Below are 19,095 nucleotides of genomic sequence, written 5' to 3'. Positions count from 1 at the left end.
CGCCTGCCAACTTATACTTGCCATGCCCGATGTTCACCGACGACCTTGAGGTCGACGTAGACGCTGAGGTAGGGGGCCGAATGTTCACTGTCGACGACCGGGCGGTAGGCCCGCATTCAGGCAGGTCCGGGACGCCACCCAAGCATGAGCGTCTGGTGCTCGAGGCGCGCGATGTCGCATTCGACTGGGCCCGACTCCCGGTCCACTACGTGCCCGACGAACCCTTCACCACCCACATGCTCAACGTCCTGCATTTGCTGTTGCCCGCGGGCGAAGAGTTCTTCGTCGAGGTGTTCAAGAAGGCGTTGCCGTTGATCAGGGACGACCAGTTGCGTCTGGACGTGCAGGGATTCATCGGCCAGGAGTCGGTGCATTCGCGGGCGCATTCGGGTGTGCTGGACCGCTTCGAGGCCCAGGGCATCGACGTGACGCCCTACACCGACCAGGTCAGGTGGATGTTCGAGAAGGTGCTCGGCAATCGGCCCGGGTGGAGCGCGCGCCGACAGAGCAGCTGGCTGGTCGAACAGGTGTCGTTCATCTCGGCGATCGAGCACTACACCGCCATCCTGGGCGAGTGGATCCTCAACACCCCGGCGCACGATGCGATCGGCACCGACCCGGTGATGCTGGACATGCTGCGCTGGCACGGCGCCGAGGAAGTCGAACACAAGGCGGTTGCCTTCGACACCATGAAACACCTGCGGGCCGGCTACTGGCGGCGGGTCCGGGCGCAGCTGGTCGTCTCGCCGGCCATGTTGTTGTTGTGGATTCGCGGCGTGCGCTATCTGTATTCGGTGGACCCCCGGTTGGCTCCGGGCGCCAAGCCGCGCTGGCGCGACTACTTCCGGGCCGCCCGCCGGGGCCTGTTACCGGGGCCGCTGCGATTCGTGCGGGGTATCGCGAACTACTACCGGCCGGGGTTCCATCCCTCCCAACTGGGCGGGGTCGGGCTGGCGGTCGATTACCTGGCCGTCTCGCCGGCGGCGCGGGCGTCGCGCTGACCCATGGCCACCGATTCCGGATTCATGTCGTCCAACGGCGTTGTGCTGGCCGTCCATCGTTACACGGAGATCGACGCCGCCCGGCCGACCATCCTGGCCATCCACGGCTGGCCGGACAACCACCACGTGTGGGACCCGGTCGCCGAGGAATTCGCCCGCAATTACCCCGGCCGGTACAACGTGGTCGCCTACGATGTCCGTGGCTCAGGCGAATCGTCAACTCCCGCAAAGCGATCCGGGTACGAGTTTGCGCAGCTGATCGCGGACCTGGGCGCGGTGATCGAGCAACTGGGCGTGGAGCGCGTCCACCTGCTGGCGCACGACTGGGGCTCGCTTCAGGCCTGGGCGGCCATCACCGACGAATCGGTGATGGGCCGAGTCGCCTCGTTGACCTCGATCTCGGGACCGCATCTGCAATACGCCGGCGCCTTTTTGCGTTCGGCGCGTACTCCGCGAGCTCTGGCCCGGGTCGCCGGGCAGTTGCTCGGGTCGACCTACATCGGCCTGTTCTTGTGCCCCGGTCTGCCGGAGGTGGTGTTTCGCTCCCGGGTAGGGGTGAAAGTCGTTGAGGCGATTGAGCGTATCGGGCGATCGAGCACCCGCAGTCAACGGCGTACGACGCCACGGTCGATGGGCGACTACGTCAACGGGCTCAACCTATATCGGGCCAACATGCCTGCGCCGATGTTGCGGCCCGGGCGCGAGTTGCCGAAGACCGACGTGCCGGTCCAGGTGCTGGTGCCCCGCAAAGACCTGTTCGTGACCCCGGCACTGCAACGGTTCACCGGCGCGATCCCGCCCGACAGTCGGGTCGTTTCGATCGAAGGCGGGCACTGGGTGGTGACATCGCGGCCCGACGTCATCGCCCGGTTGACCAGTGAATGGATCGATCGCGACACCGGCGTGGTGACGGGGCTCGGTGCTCCCGGCGAGATAGCGGGCAAGCTCGCGCTGATCACCGGGGCGGGTGCCGGCATCGGCCGCGCAACGGCGGTGGAACTGGCCCGCCACGGTGCGCGCAAGGTGATCGTCGTCGACCGAGACGTGCTCGCGGCCAATGACACCGCGGACGCCGTCCGCGCCGCGTGCGCCGAGGCCGCGGTGTACCAGGCCGATGTCAGCGACGAAGAGAAGATGAATACGCTTGCCGCACAAGTACTCAACGATCACGGCGTGGTAGACATCCTGGTGAACAACGCCGGGATCGGCATGGCCGGTCGGTTCCTTCAGACCAGTCCGCAAAACTGGGAAGACATCATCGGGGTCAACCTGCGCGGGGTGATCGCCGGCAGCAGGGCGTTCGGTGCGCAGATGGTCGAGCGCGGGGCGGGCGGGACGATCATCAACGTGTCGTCCGCGTCGGCGTACCTGCCGTCGAAATCGATGATCGCCTACAGCACCACCAAGGCGGCAGTGCTCGCGTTCAGTGAATCGTTGCGCGCCGACTTCGCCGACGAGGGCATCACCGTCACCGCGGTCTGCCCCGGCTTCGTCAACACCGATATCGCCAAGAACACCATCTACGCTGGGACGTCGGACGATGAACAGGAGCGCGCCCGGACCAAGGCCGCAGCCGGCTACCGGCGACGAAACTACACACCCGAAGCCACCGCCGCCGCAATCGTCAAGGCCATCAAGACCGGTCCCGCCGTCGCGCCGATCGCCGCCGAAGCCAGGATCGGCTACGCGATGCGCCGGATCAGCCCGTCGCTGATCCGGCTACTCGCGCGGGTGGACATCCGCCCGAAGTAGATTCAGGGGATTGACTGTGCGAGAAAGCCTTTGGGATAGCAGGCCCGCCGACCTCTATGGGCGGCGAGACCGTGACCGGCTGGGCTCGCTGCTGTGGGGCATCCGGAAGGTGTTCGACGGCTTCAACTCCGTGTCGCGGTGGGAGCCATCCCGCATCACTGCCGTGCGACGGACCCTGTCCGTCCTCGTCACCGGACGCGAGCTCGTGGCGCCCGACGTGGTCGCCCTGACGCTGGCCGACCCGGACGGCGGGCTGTTGCCGTCGTGGACGCCCGGCGGGCATATCGACGTGGTGCTGCCCTCGGGGCGGCGCCGGCAGTATTCGTTGTGCGGCCCACCCGGGCGGCGCACCGACTACCGGATCGCGATCCGCCGCATCGCCGACGGCGGGGGCGGTTCGATCGAAATGCACGATGCATTCCGGGTGGGCGATCGACTGACGTTCGAAGGTCCGCGCAATGCGTTCTATCTCGGCACGGCCGAGCGCGACGTGATGTTCGTGATCGGCGGCATCGGCGTGACGCCGATCCTGCCCATGATGCGGGTGGCCCAAAAGCGCGGAATCAGCTGGCGCGCCGTCTATGCCGGGCGCAGCCGCGAGTACATGCCGCTGCTGGACGAGGTGGTGTCGGTGGCCCCGGAGCGGGTGCGAGTCTGGGCCGACGACGAACACGGCCGGTGCGCCGCGGTCGACGATCTGTTGAGCGGTGCCGGACCGACGACGGCCGTCTACGTGTGTGGGCCGTCGGGCATGCTCGAGGCGGTACGCAAGGCGCGTAGCGAACACGCCGACGCCCCGCTGCATTACGAGCGGTTCAGCCCGCCGCCCGTCGTCGACGGGACGCCGTTCGAACTCGAGCTGGCGCGGTCGCAACGCGTGCTCCAGGTGCCCGCCAACCGCTCGGCATTAGACGTGATGCGCGACCACGATCCGAGCACCCCGTACTCCTGCCAGCAAGGGTTCTGCGGGACGTGCACGGTCAAAGTGCTTGCCGGACAGGTCGATCACCGCGGCCGGAGGGCGGTCGGTGGCGACGAAATGCTGGTGTGCGTGTCGCGCGCCGAATGCGGCCGGCTCGTCATTGACGTCTGAGGTCGGCCTACGGCCGGGGTGACTGTTCGAGATAGGTGACCAGGGCGTTGATCAGTCCGCGGCGCGCCACGTCCAGATCGACGTAAGAACCCAGCTGGCGCTCCGAGACCAGACCGCGCATCGCACCCGGGATCAGCGCCGCCACCTCGGCCACCCGGTCCGGGTCCACATCGAGACCGGCGAAGGCGTGCTGGCAGGTTTCCAGCCAGCTTTTGCCCCAAGAGAACAATTCGGCGGCGGTCCGCGGGTACAACCGCTCGAGTTCGTCGGGGTTGCGCGGCAACGCCGCACGCAGATTCTCGATCGCGCGAGAATCCGCCGACGCCAGGCCGCGGTAGAGGGTCTCGATGATCACGCTGACCCGCTCACGCAGCGGCGTATCCGATGACACCGGAGTCGACAGTGCCGAGAACGTGGCCCGGCGCCGCTCGGCGGTGCGATGCAGCACCGCCGCCCAGAAACCGTCGGTGTCGCCGAACTGGTACTGCACGGCGCCCCATGTCGCGCCGATCTCCTTGGCAATGCGGTTGGCCGACACCGATCCCGGTTCACCCGAAGCCAGCGAGCGCAACGCGGCCTCGAGCATGTTCTCCCGCGTCGCGCTGCCGCGCCGGTTGGGACGGCGACCGACGATGCCCGCCTTCGAAATGTGCTGGGTAGCCCGCTGCGCCATCGGCCGATCGTAGTCGATTTCTTGCGTGCGGCGCGGGGACCAATTATCTTTTCATAGAAGGTACTCTTATTATTCGGCGGGGTCGCTATGATTCGTTCGCGAGGAGGACGGCTTAGATGGCTGAGCTTTATGGCTGAGTTCCGTGGTTAAGCCGCCGTTGTCGATGAAGCCGACCGGATGGTTCCAGGTCGCCTGGTCCGACGAGATCGGCGTCGGCGACGTCGTCAAGATGAAGTATTTCGACCAGGAAATGGTCGGGTGGCGGGCGGAGTCGGGCCAACTCACCGTGATGAACGCCTACTGCGAGCACCTGGGGGCGCACCTGGGATACGGCGGCAAGGTCGTCGGTGAGGTGTTGCAGTGCCCATTCCACGGCTGGCAGTGGAGCAGTGAGGGCCGCAATGTCTGCATCCCGTACCAGGACCGCCCCAACCGCGGCCGGCGAATACGCACCTATCCCGTGGCGGAGCGCAACGACTCGGTCTACATTTGGCACGACGTCGATCGGCGCGAACCGTTCTTCGATCCACCGGACGTGTTCGCCGCCTTTCGCGACGACAGCAGCGCAGACGGCTACCACCCGCAGCAGCGGTTGTACCGGGCGGGGCTGGAATTGCACCCGCAGTACGTGCTGGAGAACGGCGTCGACTTCGCGCACTTCAAGTTCGTGCACAACACGCCCATCGTTCCGGTCTTCACCCGCCACGACTTCGGCGGGCCGGTGTCCTTCGTCGACTTCACCATCACCTTCGAGGGCGACGACGGTCAGAAGATCGAGGACGTCAACAGCGGCGTGGAGGCGATCAACGGTGGGCTGGGCATCGCCGTGACCAAGAGCTGGGGCATGATCGACAACCGCACCATTTCGGCGGTCACGCCGGTCGACGAGTTCACCTCCGACGTCCGATTCATGGTCTACATCGGTCGGATGCCGGGCAAAGACCCGGACCGCGCCCAGCGCAAGGCGGCCGAGTTCGGCCGCGAGGTGATCAGGCAGTTCGAGCAGGACATCGAAATCTGGCAGCATCAGCGCTACTCCGATCCACCCGCCCTGGCAACCGATGAGTATGCGGGTTTCACCGCAATTCGCAAGTGGGCCAAGCAGTTTTATCCCGAGGCATTCGCAACGCAGGAGGGCTTGAGGCAATGAGTACAGCACCGATACGCGTCTTCCAGGTTGGCAGCGGCAACGTGGGCTCGGAGATGATCAGGCGGATCGCCACCCAGCCCGACCTCGAATTGATTGGCGTGCACTGCTATTCGCCGGAAAAAGTGGGCAAGGACACCGGCGAGTTCGCCGGCCTACCGGCCAGCGGGGTGAAATTCACCGGAACCATCGAGGAGATCATCGCCGCCAAGCCCGACGTGCTGACCTTTCACGGCGTCTTTCCCGACGAGGACCTCTACGTCAAAGTGCTCGAGGCGGGAATCGACATCGTCACCACCGCCGACTGGATAACCGGATGGCACCGCGACACCAATCATCCGCACCCGTCCGGCAAACTGGTGACTCAGCTGTTGGCCGAAGCGTGCGAAAAAGGCGGGGCCACCTTTTACGGAACCGGGATGAACCCGGGCCTCAACCAGATTCTCGGCGTCGTGTGCTCGGCCGACGTCGCCGAGATCGAGAACGTCACCACCATCGAATCCGTCGACGTGTCGTGTCACCACTCCAAGGACACCTGGATCGAGGTGGGTTACGGCCTGCCGGTGGATCATCCGGAGATCGGAGGGAAGCTGGAGAAGTACACGCGGGTGTTCGCCGACAGTGTGCTGATGATGGCCGACTGCTTCGATCTGGAACTCGACGAGGTCAAGTTCAGCTACGAGTTGGGCGCCTGCACAAAGGATGTCGACCTGGGCTGGTACACCCTGCCGAAGGGTTCGCTGGGTGGCAACTACATCAAGTACCAGGGCATGGTAGACGGGGTGCCGCGGGTCGAGACGCATCTGGAATGGCAGATGACGCCGCACACCGATCCGCATTGGGACATCAAGGGTTGCTACATCACTCAAATCAAGGGTGACCCGTGCATCTACAACAAGCACATGATCTTTCCCAAGCCCGGTGTGGACCTGTCCCGACCCGAGAACTTCGCCTCGATCGGCATGACCGTCACGGGTATGCCCGCCCTGGCGGCGATCAGGTCGGTCGTGGCGGCGCCGCCGGGCCTGATCACCAGCGGCGACCTTCCGCTGCGCGCGTTTGCGGGCCGGTTCAAGAAATAGCGACTACTCCCGAGTGAGCCGAAGCATGTTGACGGCGTCGTCGATCGCGGCTTCCAAAAAACTCGGATCGCCGGTGGCCAGCAATATTTCGGCTCCGCCCTGAACACCGGCCAACAACGCCGCCGCGGTTTGGACCGCGTCGATCGCGCGGTCGGTCTTGCCGTCACGTTGCAAGCGGTGAATAGCCGTGGCGATTTGATCGTGCCAACGCCGAACGCGCGCCGGCGTGACGGCGTGCTTCCCCAGCGACACCGTCGTGGCAGCCTCGAGCAGCGACGCCCAAATTCGCAGATCCGTCGGTTCGGGCGGCACACCCTCGTCGCTCATGGGGGATCCACGTCATTTCCCCGACGTCGCTGACTGCTGCGGATGGCCATTCATCAACGCTGAAGCTACAGGCAGCCGGGGTGGCGGCTTAGCTGTCGAGACAGACTCGGCAGCCGACTGTACTTATTGCGAACGATTCCGGCCCGAGACGGCCCCGAGACGGTTATGTACCGGCCGTTCGCAGTGCGTTGATGGCACCGTCGATGGCCGCTTCGAGGAAGGTCGCGTCGCCGATGGTCAACAGCATGCCGGCGCCACCTTGAATGCCGGCCAGCAGGGCGGCCGCGCTGCGTTCGGCGTCGACGCGACGATCGATCTTGCCCTGGTCCTGCATGTTTCGAATGCCCTTGGCCACCTCGCCGCGCCATTGCCGGACCGCTGCGGCGATGATCGCCTGCGCGTCCGGTGAGGTCCGGCCCAGATCGGACATGAGGACCGCGTTCGGACGACATCGAGCCCGGTAACGGTAGCGCTCGACGACCGCGTCGCGCCACCGCTGCCACCCGGCCCATGAGGTCAGCTCGCCGAGATAGGGCTGTTGCTCGGCCATCACCAAGTCTGCCTCGTACTGAACGACCGCCAGCAGCAAGTCTTCCCGTCCTCCCGGGAAGTAGTGAAACAGCTGGCTCTTCGATGTTTGGGTACGGGCAAGAATGTTGTCCAGTGTCGTGAGGACGACACCGTTGGTGCGGATCTCCTCGGCCGCGCCTTCGATGATCCGGCGGCGGGTGGCCGCGCCCTTTCTAGTGAATTTCTGGACTTGCGAGTCCATTTTTTTCGACTCAGACTCCGGAGTCATGCTTCCCCACCCTACGCCAGGGTTGGGATGCGCAGCCATCTTCGCCGGGACGGCGCCACCGGCCCGAACCGGCGACTGTCCAAGCGACGACGACAAAGACGAAGGGAGGGAAGTGATTACATGCCATCCCATGACCGAGTCACACTTTATGCGGTTGATCAGACGCGTAGCGTGTTCCCGTTTCAGGACGCATTGGGAGTGGTCGACGAGGACAGCCGGTTCTCGCTGACCCAGCGTGCCGGGCAGCTCGGACCGCTGACCGTCCTCGACTTGGCGTTTGGCACCGACACCTGGGTCCGGTGTCTCGACGAACGTCCTTACTACATGGTCAGCCTCCCGGTCGCCGGTCGAATAGAACTGATACACAGGAGAACAACGCTCGATGTCGCGCCCGGGCATGCCTCGTTGTGTCTGCCGGAAGGCGAGCTCTTCGTCTCGCGGTGGGCCGGTGGCGGGCGGACCATTACGCTTCGCATCGACCGCAGTGTCATCGAGGATGCACTCAGTGACGCGCTCGGTCGGCAGATGACGTCACAGATCGCGTTCCAGCCTTCATTGGCGACCACCCAAGGCTCGGCGCGCAGCTTGGTCCAGATGCTGTTGATGCTCAATCACGAAATCTTCAAGGTTGACAACGCGCTTTGCCGACCGCTCGTCGCCGGCCCGTTTGTCGAGAGCTTCGTGCACGCCTTGCTGGTGGCCGCCGATCATCCCTACCGGGAACTGCTGGGCGCCGAGGTGAAACACGTGGCGCCCCATACGATCCGGACTGCGGTCGAAATCATCGAGGCGGAACCGCATCTGCCCCTGCGGGTCTCCTCGTTGGCTGCGCGCACCCAGGTCAGCGCACGAGCGTTGCAGCAGGGCTTCCAGCGCCACGTCGGTATGTCCCCGATGAACTATCTGCGCCAGGTCCGGTTGCGGCGCGCGCATCAGGATTTGCTGGAATCCGACCCGTCGTCGAAGACGGTCGAATCGATCGCGCTGCGTTGGGGTTTCACCAATGCGGGGCGTTTTGCTGCCGTGCATGCCGCTCGTTACGGCGAGAACCCGGCACAAACCTTGCGGCGTTCTCGGTATCCGCGTGTTTTGACGTTGGAAGCCGACAAGACCGCCAAACCGACCGCCTGACCACGCTGCGGCGCCTGCGCCGGATGATCGCTTGGCGTGCCGATGAAGAGCTAGCATGGTTCGTCGTCCTCCACAAGCCGTTCCGGGTGGTGGTAATCGTTGGTCCGTGCACCGATGTCGAGTTCGGGCGGCGGGATCCATTCGGTTCGCCCGTTCGCGAGTTTTCGGGTCTGCCAACCCAGGCCGACGAGCTTGTGGTGCGGTCGGCAGGCAAATGTCAGCGCGTCGGCGTCGGTGCCGCCGCCCGCCGCCCAGTCGTCAACATGGTGGACCTGACACCAATAGCCCGGTACGTCGCAGCCGGGATGCGTGCAGCCGCGATCCTTGGCGTAGAGGACGACACGCTGGTCCGGTGAGGCGACGCGACGCGACCGCCCGAGATACAGTGGCCGGTTTTGATGTTCGTCGAACACAGCCAGGTAGTGGTAGGCATGGCGGGCCATCCGGATCAGAACCGGAATCGGCAACAGCGTGCCCCCGCCCGTCACCGCCCGTCCCGCACCCGTCGTCAGCTCGCGCAGCGTGGTCGAGACGATGACGGTCACCGGCAGCCCATTGTGCTGGCCGAGCTTGGGGTCGCCCAGCTGGCCCCGAACCAGGGCATTGAGAGCGTCGTGTTGACGCTGGGCCGGTGTTCGCGTGTCGTTCCCGACAGATTCCTCATTGGGTTCGCCTGTAATACAGGGAGATTCATCGTCCGGATTGCACATGCCCGGAGCGGCGAATCGCCCTAGCCACGCGTCGATATTGGCGCGCAGTTCCGCAGACGCGACAAGCTTTCCGATGCTCATTCCGTCACGGCGCTGACCGCACCAGGAGAACCCGCGCTGGCGCGCGCGGTCGGTGTCGGAGAACTTGCCGTCGGGAATTGATGTGCAGAGCGATTCGGTGCGCGGCCCGTTCCAGTTGGTCGGGCCGCAGCTTGGTGGCCTGCTCGGCGAGGAAGCGCTCGGCGTCGGCAACCGTGGCAGGCGGTGTCGCGTCGGGAAGGTCGCGGGCGAATGCCTGGATCACGCGCAGGTGCTGGGCATCGAGGAGACCTTTACGCCAGACATCGGCGGTCGCAGGCAGCTCCGGCGGCAACTCCTGGCCGGTGAGAGTCAGCCGCTTCGACAGCTGTTCGGCTTCTCTGGTGCGTCGGCGGGCGTCCGCATAGCTGATCCGCAACCGGTCGGCAATCACCTTCTGGACCGGTCCGCCGACTGCGGCGGGCTCCTCTCGAGCGAGGCTTGCGATCACGTCGTGACTCACCGCAATCTGCCTGCGGCGCGAGGCCTCCATACGAGCCAACACGTGCAGCCGGGCGGCGGGGCTCAGCCCGTCGAAGCTCAAGCCCCGGACGGTGGCATCGGCCGCGTCCAGTCCGTCCAGGGCATCGGTCACCTCCGTCGGCAGCTGAATCGAATGCATGTTCGAATGCTATGGAAATTCGGGCCTCGGGTCGCGGCACGAAGCGTCACCTGTGGAGCAATGCCGAACTGTGCATAAAGCCCGTCTGGTGACCCGTCTAGGGTGAAGGCCATGCGGGTAGGAGTGCTGGGAGCCAAGGGCAAGGTCGGGTCGGCGATGGTGGCGGGGGTGCGCGCCGCCGACGACCTGACCCTGTCGGCCGAGGTCGACGCCGGCGATCCGATGAGTCTGCTCACCGAGACCGGCACCGAGGTCGTCATCGACTTCACCCACCCCGACGTGGTGATGGCCAACCTAGAGTTCTTGATTACCAATGGTATTCATGCGGTGGTCGGCACCACCGGCTTCACCGCCGAGCGGCTGCAGCAGGTCGAACAGTGGCTGACGGGCAGCCCCGCCACGTCGGTGCTGATCGCGCCCAACTTCGCGATCGGGGCGGTGTTGTCCATGCATTTCGCCAAGCAGGCCGCGCCCTTCTTTGAGTCCGCGGAGGTCGTCGAGCTGCACCATCCGCACAAGGCCGACGCCCCGTCGGGAACCGCGACCCGCACCGCCAAGCTGATCGCCGAATCGCGAAAGGGCCTGCCGCCCAACCCCGATGCCACCAGCACCGGCCTGCCCGGGGCACGCGGCGCCGACGTCGAGGGCATACCGGTGCATTCGGTGCGGCTGGCCGGACTGGTCGCCCACCAGGAGGTGTTGTTCGGCACCGAGGGTGAGACCTTGACCATCCGTCACGACAGCCTGGACCGCACGTCGTTCGTGCCCGGTGTGCTGCTGGCCGTCCGCCGCGTCCGGGAACGCCCCGGGCTGACCGTGGGGCTGGAGCCCCTGCTGAACCTGCAATGAACAAGACGCTGCGCACGCAATTGCTCATCGCGTTCCTGTGCGCGGCAATGCTGGTGTATTTCGTGCTGCTCGGCCGGCTGGCCGTCGTGCTGATCGGGGCGGGGCGGGCACCCGCGGTGGGTCTAGGGCTGGCGATTCTGATCATGCCGGTGATCGGCCTGTGGGCAATGGTCGCCACCCTTCGGGCCGGCTTCGCCCAGCAGAGACTGGCCCGCCTGATCGCCGAGGACGGGATGGAACTCGACACCCGCGCGCTGCCGCGGCGGCCGTCGGGTCGCATTCCCCGCGCGGCCGCCGACGCGCTGTTCGCGACCGTGCGCGGCGAGGTCGAAGCCGACCCCGACGACTGGCGGCGGTGGTACCGACTCGCCCGGGCCTACGACTACGCGGGGGATCGTCGCCGTGCCCGGGAAGCCATGAAGACCGCCCTGCGGTTGCAGGGGCGCCCATGACCAAGACGCTGTTGATCATCCACCACACACCGTCACCGCACACGCAGGAGATGTTCGAGGCGGTGCTGGCTGGTGCCATCGACCCCGAAATCGAAGGCGTGCAAGTCATTCGGCGGCCGGCGTTGGTGGTCTCACCCGTGGAGATGTTGCAGGCGGACGGTTACCTGCTCGGCACGCCGGCCAACCTCGGCTACATCTCCGGCGCACTCAAGCACGCATTCGACTGCGCGTATTACCAATTGCTTGATACGACACGCGGCCGCCCGTTCGGCGTCTACCTGCACGGCAACGAAGGTACCGAGGGCGCCGAACGGGGACTCGATGCCATCACGACCGGGCTGGGGTGGGTGCAAGCCGCGCAGACGGTGGTGGTGTCGGGCAAGCCGAGCAAGGACGACGTCGAGGCGTGCTGGAACCTCGGTGCCACCGTCGCCGCTGCACTGATGGAGTGAGACCCGTTGGCCGTCCAGCGCCGGACGCGCCGGTTGCCGGCGGCTAGGCGTGGGTCGGCTGGAATGCGTCGGCGGGCTGGGCGACGGCCGTCGCGAAGCTGGTCCCGATCGGGCCGTGGCGGTCGAACAGGGTTGCGGTGCCGGTGGCCACACCGGCCGTGCCGTAATGGCTTTGCGCGGCCAACCCGACAAATTCGCCGTCGGGCAATCGGCTGGCGGTGACGGTGTAGTCGGCGTTGATGTAGCGCAATCCGCCTGTCCCCCAATGCGTGACCGAACTGGTGATGTCGCCGGCGAATGCGAGGCGGGTGAACGCTGTCAGCGGGTGGCCCTGCACCATCGGGCGAAACAGCCGGGCCCAGGCGAACTTCCGGGCATGGGACTGTTCCCACTCCCCGGCGGAGATGCCGGGACTACCTTCGCGCGAGGCGCCATACCCCCAAATGTGAAACGGCATGTCCGCCGGGAAGCGGCCAGAGCGGGTCGGCAGGGGTGGCATCTCGATCGGAGCGGACCAGACCTGGCCATCGGGATGTTCACCGCGGCGCAGCAACAATGCGCTGGCGCGGGCGACGACGGTGTCGCGCTGGATCAGGCTCGCGTCGACCAGCCTGATCCGCCGCCCTTCGCGCACCACCGAAACCCGAATCTGCACCGGCAGCAGCAGCACCGGCCGCAGCAGGTCGACCGTCAGACGGGCGGGCTGAAAATCGGGATCGAAACCCGATTGTTCTATGCCCCAACCCAACAAACCGCCGACGATCTGCCCGCCCATCGCCGCGCCCCAAGGGCCACGGGTCATCGGCCCGGGCAGGAAGGAGCCCCCATCGACAGTGAAGAATGCCTCGGGCATGATGGCGGAATCCGCGATCGTCACCGCTCTCACGATAGGACACCGGATAGTAAGGAGCGGGCATGCCGCCAGTGATTGAGATTCCGCGCCGCCAGAACCCGTTCTCGACGGCGGGCGTGTCCCGAGATCGCGACGGCATTCCCCGCTACGACGAGGTGCCGGCCACGTTGCTGGACATGCTTGCCGAACACGTGGCGAGCCATCCCGATCGGGAGGCGGTGGTGGAGGTCGGCGCCGGCCGATTGACCTACCGGCAGCTGTGGGACCGCGCCGCGCGAGTCGCCGGAGGCCTGCGCGCGGCCGGGGTGCGGCCCGGGGACCGGGTGGCGGTGCGCTACCCGGCCGGAATCGAGTGGGTGCTGGCGTTTTGGGGCGCGGTGATGGCCGGCGGCGTTGTGGTGGCGGTCAATACCCGGTCGGCGCGGCCGGAGGTCGAGTTCGTGCTTTCCGACGCGGGTGCCCGGGTAGATCTGGCCCCGGGTACATCGCTGCCCGACGATCGACCGTTCGTGACCGAGCGGCACGCACGCGCGGACACGGCCGCACTGTTCTACACATCGGGGACGACGGGGCATCCCAAGGGCGTACCGACGACGCACGAGGCGTTCGTCACCAACACCGAGAACACGATTCGGTGCGTGGGAGTCGCCACCGACCGCGGCGAGGACCTGCGCACCCTGATCTCGGTGCCACTGTTTCACGTGACCGGTTGCAACTCACAGCTTTTGGTCGCCGTCCGGCTCGGGGGAACGGCGGTGATCATGCCGACTCTCAACCTGGACCTGCTGGTCGCCACGCTGACGGCCGAGCGTGTTTCGCTGATGGTCACCGTTCCCGCCGTTTATGCCTTGCTCTCGCGGCACAAGGAGTTTGGCGATACCGACGTGTCCGGCGTGGGCTGGGTGGGATACGGCGGCGCGCCGATCGCGCCGTCGCTGGTGCGGGCGGTGAAGGACGCTTTTCCGCGGGCCGAGGTGTTCAACGGCTACGGCATGACCGAGTCCGCGTCCCTGATGACGGTGCTACCCGATCGGGACGCCATCGACCACGCCGACTCGGTGGGCTACGCGGTGCCCTCGGTCGACCTCGGCCTGATCCCGAACGGGGACGACCCCTGCGTGGGCGAGTTGGTGGCCCGCGGCGCCAATCTGACCACCGGGTATTGGAACCGGCCGCAGGCCACCGCGGACACCATCGTGGACGGCTGGCTGCATACCGGCGACGTGGTGCGGGTCGACGACGCGGGCCGCGTGTGCATCGTCGACCGGCTCAAGGACATCATCAATCGCGGCGGCGAGAACGTATCCAGCGTCGAAGTCGAAGCGGTGCTGATGGCCGCGCCGACGGTCGCCGACGCCTGTGTGCTGGCCGTGCCCGATGACGTGCTGGGCGAGAAGGTCGGAGCCGTGCTGTTCGGCGGCGAAACGCCCGTCGATGTGAGCGCCGTGCTCGAGCATTGCCGCGGGCAGCTCGCCGACTTCAAGGTCCCGCAGTATGTCTCGGTCGTATCGGAAGCGTTGCCGCGCAACGCCGGTGGGAAGCTGCTGAAGGCCAAGCTGCGTGGTGAAGTGCAATGGGGCGAGCCGCTTCGATGACCGTGCTGATCGCCAACCGCGGCGAAATCGCCCTGCGAATCATCCGCACCGCCGCCGAGGTGGGACTGCCGACGGTCGCGATTTATGCCGAGGACGACGCCGAAAGCCCGCATGTACACGCGGCGGACGAAGTGATCGGGCTGCCGGGAGTCGGGGCGCAGGCCTATCTGGATCAGTCGTCAATCCTCGCGGCGGCCGACAAGGCGGGGGCACAGCTGATCCATCCGGGCTACGGCTTCCTCTCCGAGAGCGGCGATTTCGCCCGCGCGTGCGTCGCGGCCGGGCATACGTTCGTGGGACCCGATGCCGACGTCCTGGACATGGTCGGCAACAAAGCCTCGGCGCGCGCCGCCGCCGGCGCCGCCGGTGTGCCGGTGCTGCCCGCGACCGACGGGCCGAGTTCGGTCCAGGACGTGCACGCGTTCTTCGCCGCCCAGGCCGGACCGGTGCTGATCAAGGCGCTGGCCGGTGGCGGCGGGCGGGGCTTGCGCAGGGTGGACAGTGCCGAGCAGATCGACGACGCCTACCGCCAGTGCGCGTCGGAGGCGCAGTTGGGGTTCGGCACGTCCGCGGTGTTCGCCGAGGCGCTGCTTGCGGGCGCGCGGCACATCGAGGTCCAGCTCGTCGCGGCGCCGGCCGGGCCCCGCACACATGCGCTGGCCCTGGGCGACCGTGATTGCAGCATTCAGCGCCGCTATCAGAAGGTCGTCGAAATCGCACCCGCGCAAGGGCTTTCGGACGCGTTGCGGCGGGAGTTGCATGTGGCCGCGGCCCGGTTGTGCGGCCGAGTCGGCCTCCGCGGCCTGGCCACGGTCGAGTTTTTGGTCCGCGGCGATGAATTCGTCTTCCTCGAGATCAACCCGCGCATCCAGGTGGAGCACACGATCACCGAGGAGACCACCGGCGTCGACCTGGTAGCCGCGCAGCTCGCGATCGCTGGGGGCGCGTCCTACTATCAGCTGGGCCTGCCGTCGGGAATAGCGTCCGACGGTGACGAGGTCATCGGCGAGCCCGCCGCGCGCCGAGGTATTGCCGTACAGGTCCGGGTCAACACCGAAACGGTGTCGGCGCACGGCACTGTTTCGCCCGCGTCGGGAACTCTGACCCTGTTCTCCCCGCCGAGCGGCCCGGGGGTGCGGGTTGACACCTACGGACGGACCGGCCTGGATGTGACCGCTCGATACGACTCCTTGTTGGCCAAGGTGATCACCCACGTGCACGGGTCATCGTTCCCGGCGGCGCTGCGCAAATCGCGTACCGCATTGGCGGAGTTCGGCATCGAGGGTGTCCGCACAAATCTGAGTTTCCTACGGGAGTTGTTGTCTGACAGCGATATTCAGTCGGGCGCGGTGGCAACGGATTTCCTCGACCGCAAGCTTCCCGAGCTGGCCGCCGCGGCGCTGACCCCCGAGCTCGACGCCAGGGTGGCCGCCGTCGAGCTGCATCCGGGGGAGGAAGCGCTGCGCGCGCAGCTGGCCGGCACGGTGATCGAGATCGCGGCCGAGGGCAGCGAAACCGGCCCCGGCGAACAGTTGGTCGTACTCGAAGCGATGAAGATGCAGCACGTGCTCGTCGCGCCGGATGCGGTGCGCACCGTCCGCAATCTGGTGACACCGGGTCAGGTCGTCGGCACCGGCGATCCGCTGCTGGTGTTCGTCCGCACCGGCGCCGGTCCGGCCGGCGAGTCGGACAGCGCGGCGGTCGATCTGGATCGGCCCCGGCCGGATCTCGACGAGGTCCGGCAGCGCCATTTGCTGACGCTCGACGAGGGCAGAGAGGCGGCGGTGGCCAAACGGCACCAGCAGGGCCGGCGCACCGCTCGGGAGAACATCGCCGATTTGGTAGACGCCGGCAGCTTCGTCGAGTACGGCGCCTTGGCCGTCGCCGCGCAGCGCAGTCGCCGCTCCGAGGCGGACCTCATCGCCAACACTCCGGCCGACGGCCTGGTCGCCGGCCTGGCCACGATCGGCGCCGAACGGTTCGGACCGGCCGCCGAGGCGGCGGTGGTGTCCTACGACTACACCGTGCTCGCCGGGACCCAGGGCATGCGCAATCACGCCAAGACCGACCGCGTCTTCGAGCTGGCCGCCCGAAAGCGTTTGCCCGTAGTGCTTTTCGCCGAGGGCGGCGGAGGCCGCCCCGGCGACACCGATGTCGGCGGCGCGGCCGGACTGGACGTGCCGACCTTCCGCGTACTGGCGGCTCTGCGGGGCCGGGTGCCGTTGGTGTCGATCGTTTCGGGGCGGTGTTTCGCCGGCAACGCTGCCCTCGCGGGGGTATGCGACGTGATCATCGCAACGCCCGATGCCAACATCGGTATGGGTGGTCCGGCGATGATCGAGGGCGGCGGGCTGGGGGTCTACCCGCCGGAAGCGATCGGGCCGGTCGAGGTGCAGCGCCGCAACGGTGTGGTGGACCTTGTGGCACGCGACGAGGCCCACGCGGTGTCGCTGGCCAAGCAGTATCTGTCGTATTTCCAGGGTCGCGTCGCCGACTGGTCCGCACCCGATCCACGACTGGCCCGACACGTGGTGCCGGAGAACCGATTACGGGCCTACGACGTGCGGCGCGCCATCGAGTCGATCGTCGACGTCGGCTCTGTCCTCGAGCTGCGGTCCGACTACGCCGTGGGCATCGTCACCGCACTGGTCCGTGTCGAGGGGGTGGCATTCGGCCTGCTCGCCAACAGCAGCCACCATCTGGGCGGCGCGATCGACGCCGACGCGGCGGACAAGGCCGCCGACTTCCTGACGCTGTGCGAATCGTTTCGGCTGCCGGTGATTTCGTTGTGCGACACACCGGGATTCATGGTGGGGCCGGACGCTGAGAAACACGCGGCAGTGCGTCGGTTCGGCCGGCTGTTCGTGGTGGGCGCGCGCCTGACGGTGCCAATGGGGATGATCATCCTGCGCAAGGGTTACGGCCTGGGCGCGATGGCCATGGCGGGCGGATCGTTTCACGCCCCGCAGTTCACCGTCGCCTGGCCGACCGGTGAGATCGGCGGCATGGGATTGGAAGGGGCGGTACGGCTGGGCTTCAGCAAAGAACTGGCCGCCGCGGGCAGCCCAGCCGAGCAAGAGGATCTGTTCGGCCGTTTGGTCGCCGCGGCGTATCAGCACGGCAAGGCGCTACGTGCCGCAACGACCTTCGAACTCGACGATGTAATAGACCCCTCGGACTCCCGGGCGTGGATCGCCAGGCTGACGGAAGTCCGAGGGGTCTAAGCCGAGGATTTATCAGGCGTGGCCGGATCCGCAGCCGACGCCCGGCAGACAGCCGGTGCCACCGGGAACACCGCCCGGACCGGCGAACTGGCCGCCCGAACCGCAACCGACGCCGGGGACGCAACCCTGTCCGCCCGGACCGCCGCCGGGACCGTTGTTTTGGCCGCCGGAACCGCAGTTGCCGTTGGCGTCGCAGCCGCCGCCACCCGGGTCGTCCTTGAACACGATGTGGGTGGGGGTGGGTCCGGTCATCGCCGGGCCGGTCGCAAAACTATCCGCAGCGGCCATCGGTGCGGCGGCGATCGCGGCAGCAACAGCGCCACCGACCACCAGTGGTTTGAGGAGGGTGAATTTCGCTAACATGCGTCAACGCATACCACGCGCATGCGTCGACAAAACCTCTCGACGAAAGATTAATTGCGTTCGACACTCACCGTTGGCGACGTCGAACTCTCACACAACAAAAGGCGTTCAACGATGACCACATTGGATTTGACCGGCCGCACCGCGATCGTCACGGCAGCCTCCCGCGGCATCGGGTTGGCGATCTCGCAGCAGCTCGCCGCCGCCGGGGCCAACGTGGTGCTCACCGCCCGCAAGCAGGAGGCCGCCGACGCCGCCGCCGCGCAGGTGGGTGCGGGGGCCGTCGGCGTAGGGGCGCACGCCGTCGACGAGGACGCCGCGCGGCGGTGTGTGGACTTGACGCTGGACAAGTTCGGCAGCGTCGACATTCTGATCAACAACGCCGGCACCAACCCGGCCTTCGGCCCGCTGATCGAACAGGACCACGCGCGCTTCAGCAAGATCTTCGACGTCAACCTGTGGGCGCCGCTGCTGTGGACATCGTTGGTTGTCAAGGCGTGGATGGGCGAGCATGGCGGCTCGATCGTCAACACCGCCTCGATTGGCGGACTGCACCAATCGCCGGCGATGGGCATGTACAACGCCACCAAGGCCGCGCTGATCCACGTCACCAAGCAACTGGCCCTCGAACTTTCACCGCGCATCCGCGTCAACGCCATCGCGCCCGGCGTGGTTCGCACCAGGCTGGCCGAGGCGTTGTGGAAGGAAAACGAGGATCCACTCGGGGAGTCGATCGCGCTCGGGCGCATCGGCGAGCCCATCGACGTGGCAAACGCGGTGACCTTCTTGGTTTCCGACGCCGCGAGCTGGATCACCGGCGAGACGATGGTGATCGACGGCGGTCTGCTGCTCGGCGGCGCGCAGGGCTTCCAAATGCGGCCGCAGAGCTAAC

At 66.8% G+C, this 19,095-nt stretch carries 17 protein-coding genes and 1 pseudogene; 12 read left to right on the top strand and 6 right to left on the bottom strand.

Going from position 1 to position 19,095, the window contains the following annotated elements; all coding sequences use genetic code 11:
- Nucleotides 1–80: 80 nt before the first annotated feature.
- From AWC25_RS07295 to AWC25_RS07285, 3 genes are read left to right on the top strand one after another with little or no spacing between them, the layout of a single operon-like run.
- Nucleotides 81–1,001 carry a metal-dependent hydrolase gene (locus AWC25_RS07295; RefSeq protein WP_069400874.1) on the top strand — a complete coding sequence of 307 codons (921 nt, stop codon included), beginning with the start codon at nt 81–83 and terminating at the stop codon, nt 999–1,001.
- A gap of 3 nt (nt 1,002–1,004) precedes the next feature.
- Nucleotides 1,005–2,753 carry an SDR family oxidoreductase gene (locus AWC25_RS07290; protein WP_085166554.1) on the top strand — a complete coding sequence of 583 codons (1,749 nt, stop codon included), beginning with the start codon at nt 1,005–1,007 and terminating at the stop codon, nt 2,751–2,753.
- A gap of 10 nt (nt 2,754–2,763) precedes the next feature.
- On the top strand, nt 2,764–3,846 hold the full coding sequence (locus AWC25_RS07285; protein WP_069400876.1) for a PDR/VanB family oxidoreductase: 1,083 nt from the start codon (nt 2,764–2,766) through the stop codon (nt 3,844–3,846).
- Nucleotides 3,847–3,853: 7 nt separating this feature from the next.
- Here AWC25_RS07285 and AWC25_RS07280 read toward each other — a convergent pair whose 3' ends face one another.
- Nucleotides 3,854–4,432, bottom strand: a complete 579-nt coding sequence (locus AWC25_RS07280) for a TetR/AcrR family transcriptional regulator (RefSeq protein ID WP_069400917.1) — start codon at nt 4,430–4,432, stop codon at nt 3,854–3,856.
- Between the two features lie 229 nt (nt 4,433–4,661).
- Here AWC25_RS07280 and AWC25_RS07275 point away from each other — a divergent pair, with 229 nt between their 5' ends.
- A complete protein-coding gene (locus tag AWC25_RS07275; protein ID WP_085166553.1) occupies nt 4,662–5,669 on the top strand; it encodes an aromatic ring-hydroxylating dioxygenase subunit alpha in 1,008 nt (335 codons plus the stop codon).
- Nucleotides 5,666–6,748: an NAD(P)H-dependent amine dehydrogenase family protein gene (locus tag AWC25_RS07270; RefSeq protein ID WP_085166552.1), complete on the top strand. Its 1,083-nt coding sequence runs from the start codon at nt 5,666–5,668 to the stop codon at nt 6,746–6,748. The genes AWC25_RS07275 and AWC25_RS07270 overlap by 4 nt, the downstream gene beginning before the upstream one ends.
- Before the next feature lie 3 nt (nt 6,749–6,751).
- On the opposite strand, the gene AWC25_RS07265 is transcribed toward AWC25_RS07270, so the two are convergent.
- Nucleotides 6,752–7,075, bottom strand: a complete 324-nt coding sequence (locus tag AWC25_RS07265) for a hypothetical protein (protein WP_069400879.1) — start codon at nt 7,073–7,075, stop codon at nt 6,752–6,754.
- A gap of 163 nt (nt 7,076–7,238) precedes the next feature.
- On the bottom strand, nt 7,239–7,847 hold the full coding sequence (locus tag AWC25_RS07260; RefSeq protein WP_069400880.1) for a TetR/AcrR family transcriptional regulator: 609 nt from the start codon (nt 7,845–7,847) through the stop codon (nt 7,239–7,241).
- Nucleotides 7,848–8,045: 198 nt separating this feature from the next.
- Here AWC25_RS07260 and AWC25_RS07255 point away from each other — a divergent pair, with 198 nt between their 5' ends.
- A complete protein-coding gene (locus AWC25_RS07255) occupies nt 8,046–9,005 on the top strand; it encodes an AraC family transcriptional regulator (RefSeq protein ID WP_069400881.1) in 960 nt (319 codons plus the stop codon).
- A gap of 50 nt (nt 9,006–9,055) precedes the next feature.
- Here AWC25_RS07255 and AWC25_RS07250 read toward each other — a convergent pair.
- Nucleotides 9,056–10,415, bottom strand: a pseudogene (locus tag AWC25_RS07250) (HNH endonuclease signature motif containing protein).
- 111 nt (nt 10,416–10,526) lie between these two features.
- On the opposite strand from AWC25_RS07250, the gene dapB reads away from it, so the two are divergent.
- From dapB to AWC25_RS07235, 3 genes are read left to right on the top strand one after another with little or no spacing between them, the layout of a single operon-like run.
- Nucleotides 10,527–11,264 carry a 4-hydroxy-tetrahydrodipicolinate reductase gene (gene dapB / locus AWC25_RS07245; protein ID WP_069400883.1) on the top strand — a complete coding sequence of 246 codons (738 nt, stop codon included), beginning with the start codon at nt 10,527–10,529 and terminating at the stop codon, nt 11,262–11,264.
- Nucleotides 11,261–11,716 carry a tetratricopeptide repeat protein gene (locus AWC25_RS07240; RefSeq protein ID WP_069400884.1) on the top strand — a complete coding sequence of 152 codons (456 nt, stop codon included), beginning with the start codon at nt 11,261–11,263 and terminating at the stop codon, nt 11,714–11,716. Before dapB ends, AWC25_RS07240 begins: the two co-directional genes overlap by 4 nt.
- Entirely contained in the window at nt 11,713–12,168 is a 456-nt protein-coding gene (locus AWC25_RS07235; protein WP_069400885.1) for a flavodoxin family protein, read from the top strand. The genes AWC25_RS07240 and AWC25_RS07235 overlap by 4 nt, the downstream gene beginning before the upstream one ends.
- Nucleotides 12,169–12,211: 43 nt before the next feature.
- Here AWC25_RS07235 and AWC25_RS07230 read toward each other — a convergent pair whose 3' ends face one another.
- Nucleotides 12,212–13,045, bottom strand: a complete 834-nt coding sequence (locus AWC25_RS07230) for an acyl-CoA thioesterase domain-containing protein (protein ID WP_198166666.1) — start codon at nt 13,043–13,045, stop codon at nt 12,212–12,214.
- A 38-nt stretch (nt 13,046–13,083) separates the two neighbouring features.
- On the opposite strand from AWC25_RS07230, the gene AWC25_RS07225 reads away from it, so the two are divergent.
- A complete protein-coding gene (locus AWC25_RS07225; protein ID WP_211281027.1) occupies nt 13,084–14,616 on the top strand; it encodes a class I adenylate-forming enzyme family protein in 1,533 nt (510 codons plus the stop codon).
- Nucleotides 14,613–17,840 (top strand): acetyl-CoA carboxylase family protein, encoded by a 3,228-nt coding sequence (locus AWC25_RS07220; protein ID WP_085166550.1) that lies wholly within the window; start codon nt 14,613–14,615, stop codon nt 17,838–17,840. Before AWC25_RS07225 ends, AWC25_RS07220 begins: the two co-directional genes overlap by 4 nt.
- A 12-nt stretch (nt 17,841–17,852) precedes the next feature.
- On the opposite strand, the gene AWC25_RS07215 is transcribed toward AWC25_RS07220, so the two are convergent.
- Nucleotides 17,853–18,203, bottom strand: a complete 351-nt coding sequence (locus tag AWC25_RS07215) for a PE-PGRS family protein (RefSeq protein ID WP_069400888.1) — start codon at nt 18,201–18,203, stop codon at nt 17,853–17,855.
- Nucleotides 18,204–18,317: 114 nt separating this feature from the next.
- On the opposite strand from AWC25_RS07215, the gene AWC25_RS07210 reads away from it, so the two are divergent.
- Nucleotides 18,318–19,094 (top strand): SDR family oxidoreductase, encoded by a 777-nt coding sequence (locus tag AWC25_RS07210; RefSeq protein WP_085166549.1) that lies wholly within the window; start codon nt 18,318–18,320, stop codon nt 19,092–19,094.
- Nucleotide 19,095: the final 1 nt, after the last annotated feature.

This window comes from Mycobacterium sherrisii (assembly GCF_002102355.1).
Taxonomy (GTDB): Bacteria; Actinomycetota; Actinomycetes; order Mycobacteriales; family Mycobacteriaceae; genus Mycobacterium; species Mycobacterium sherrisii.
The sequence above is the reverse complement of the archived record's forward strand: the minus strand, read 5'-3'. Positions and strand labels throughout refer to the sequence as shown.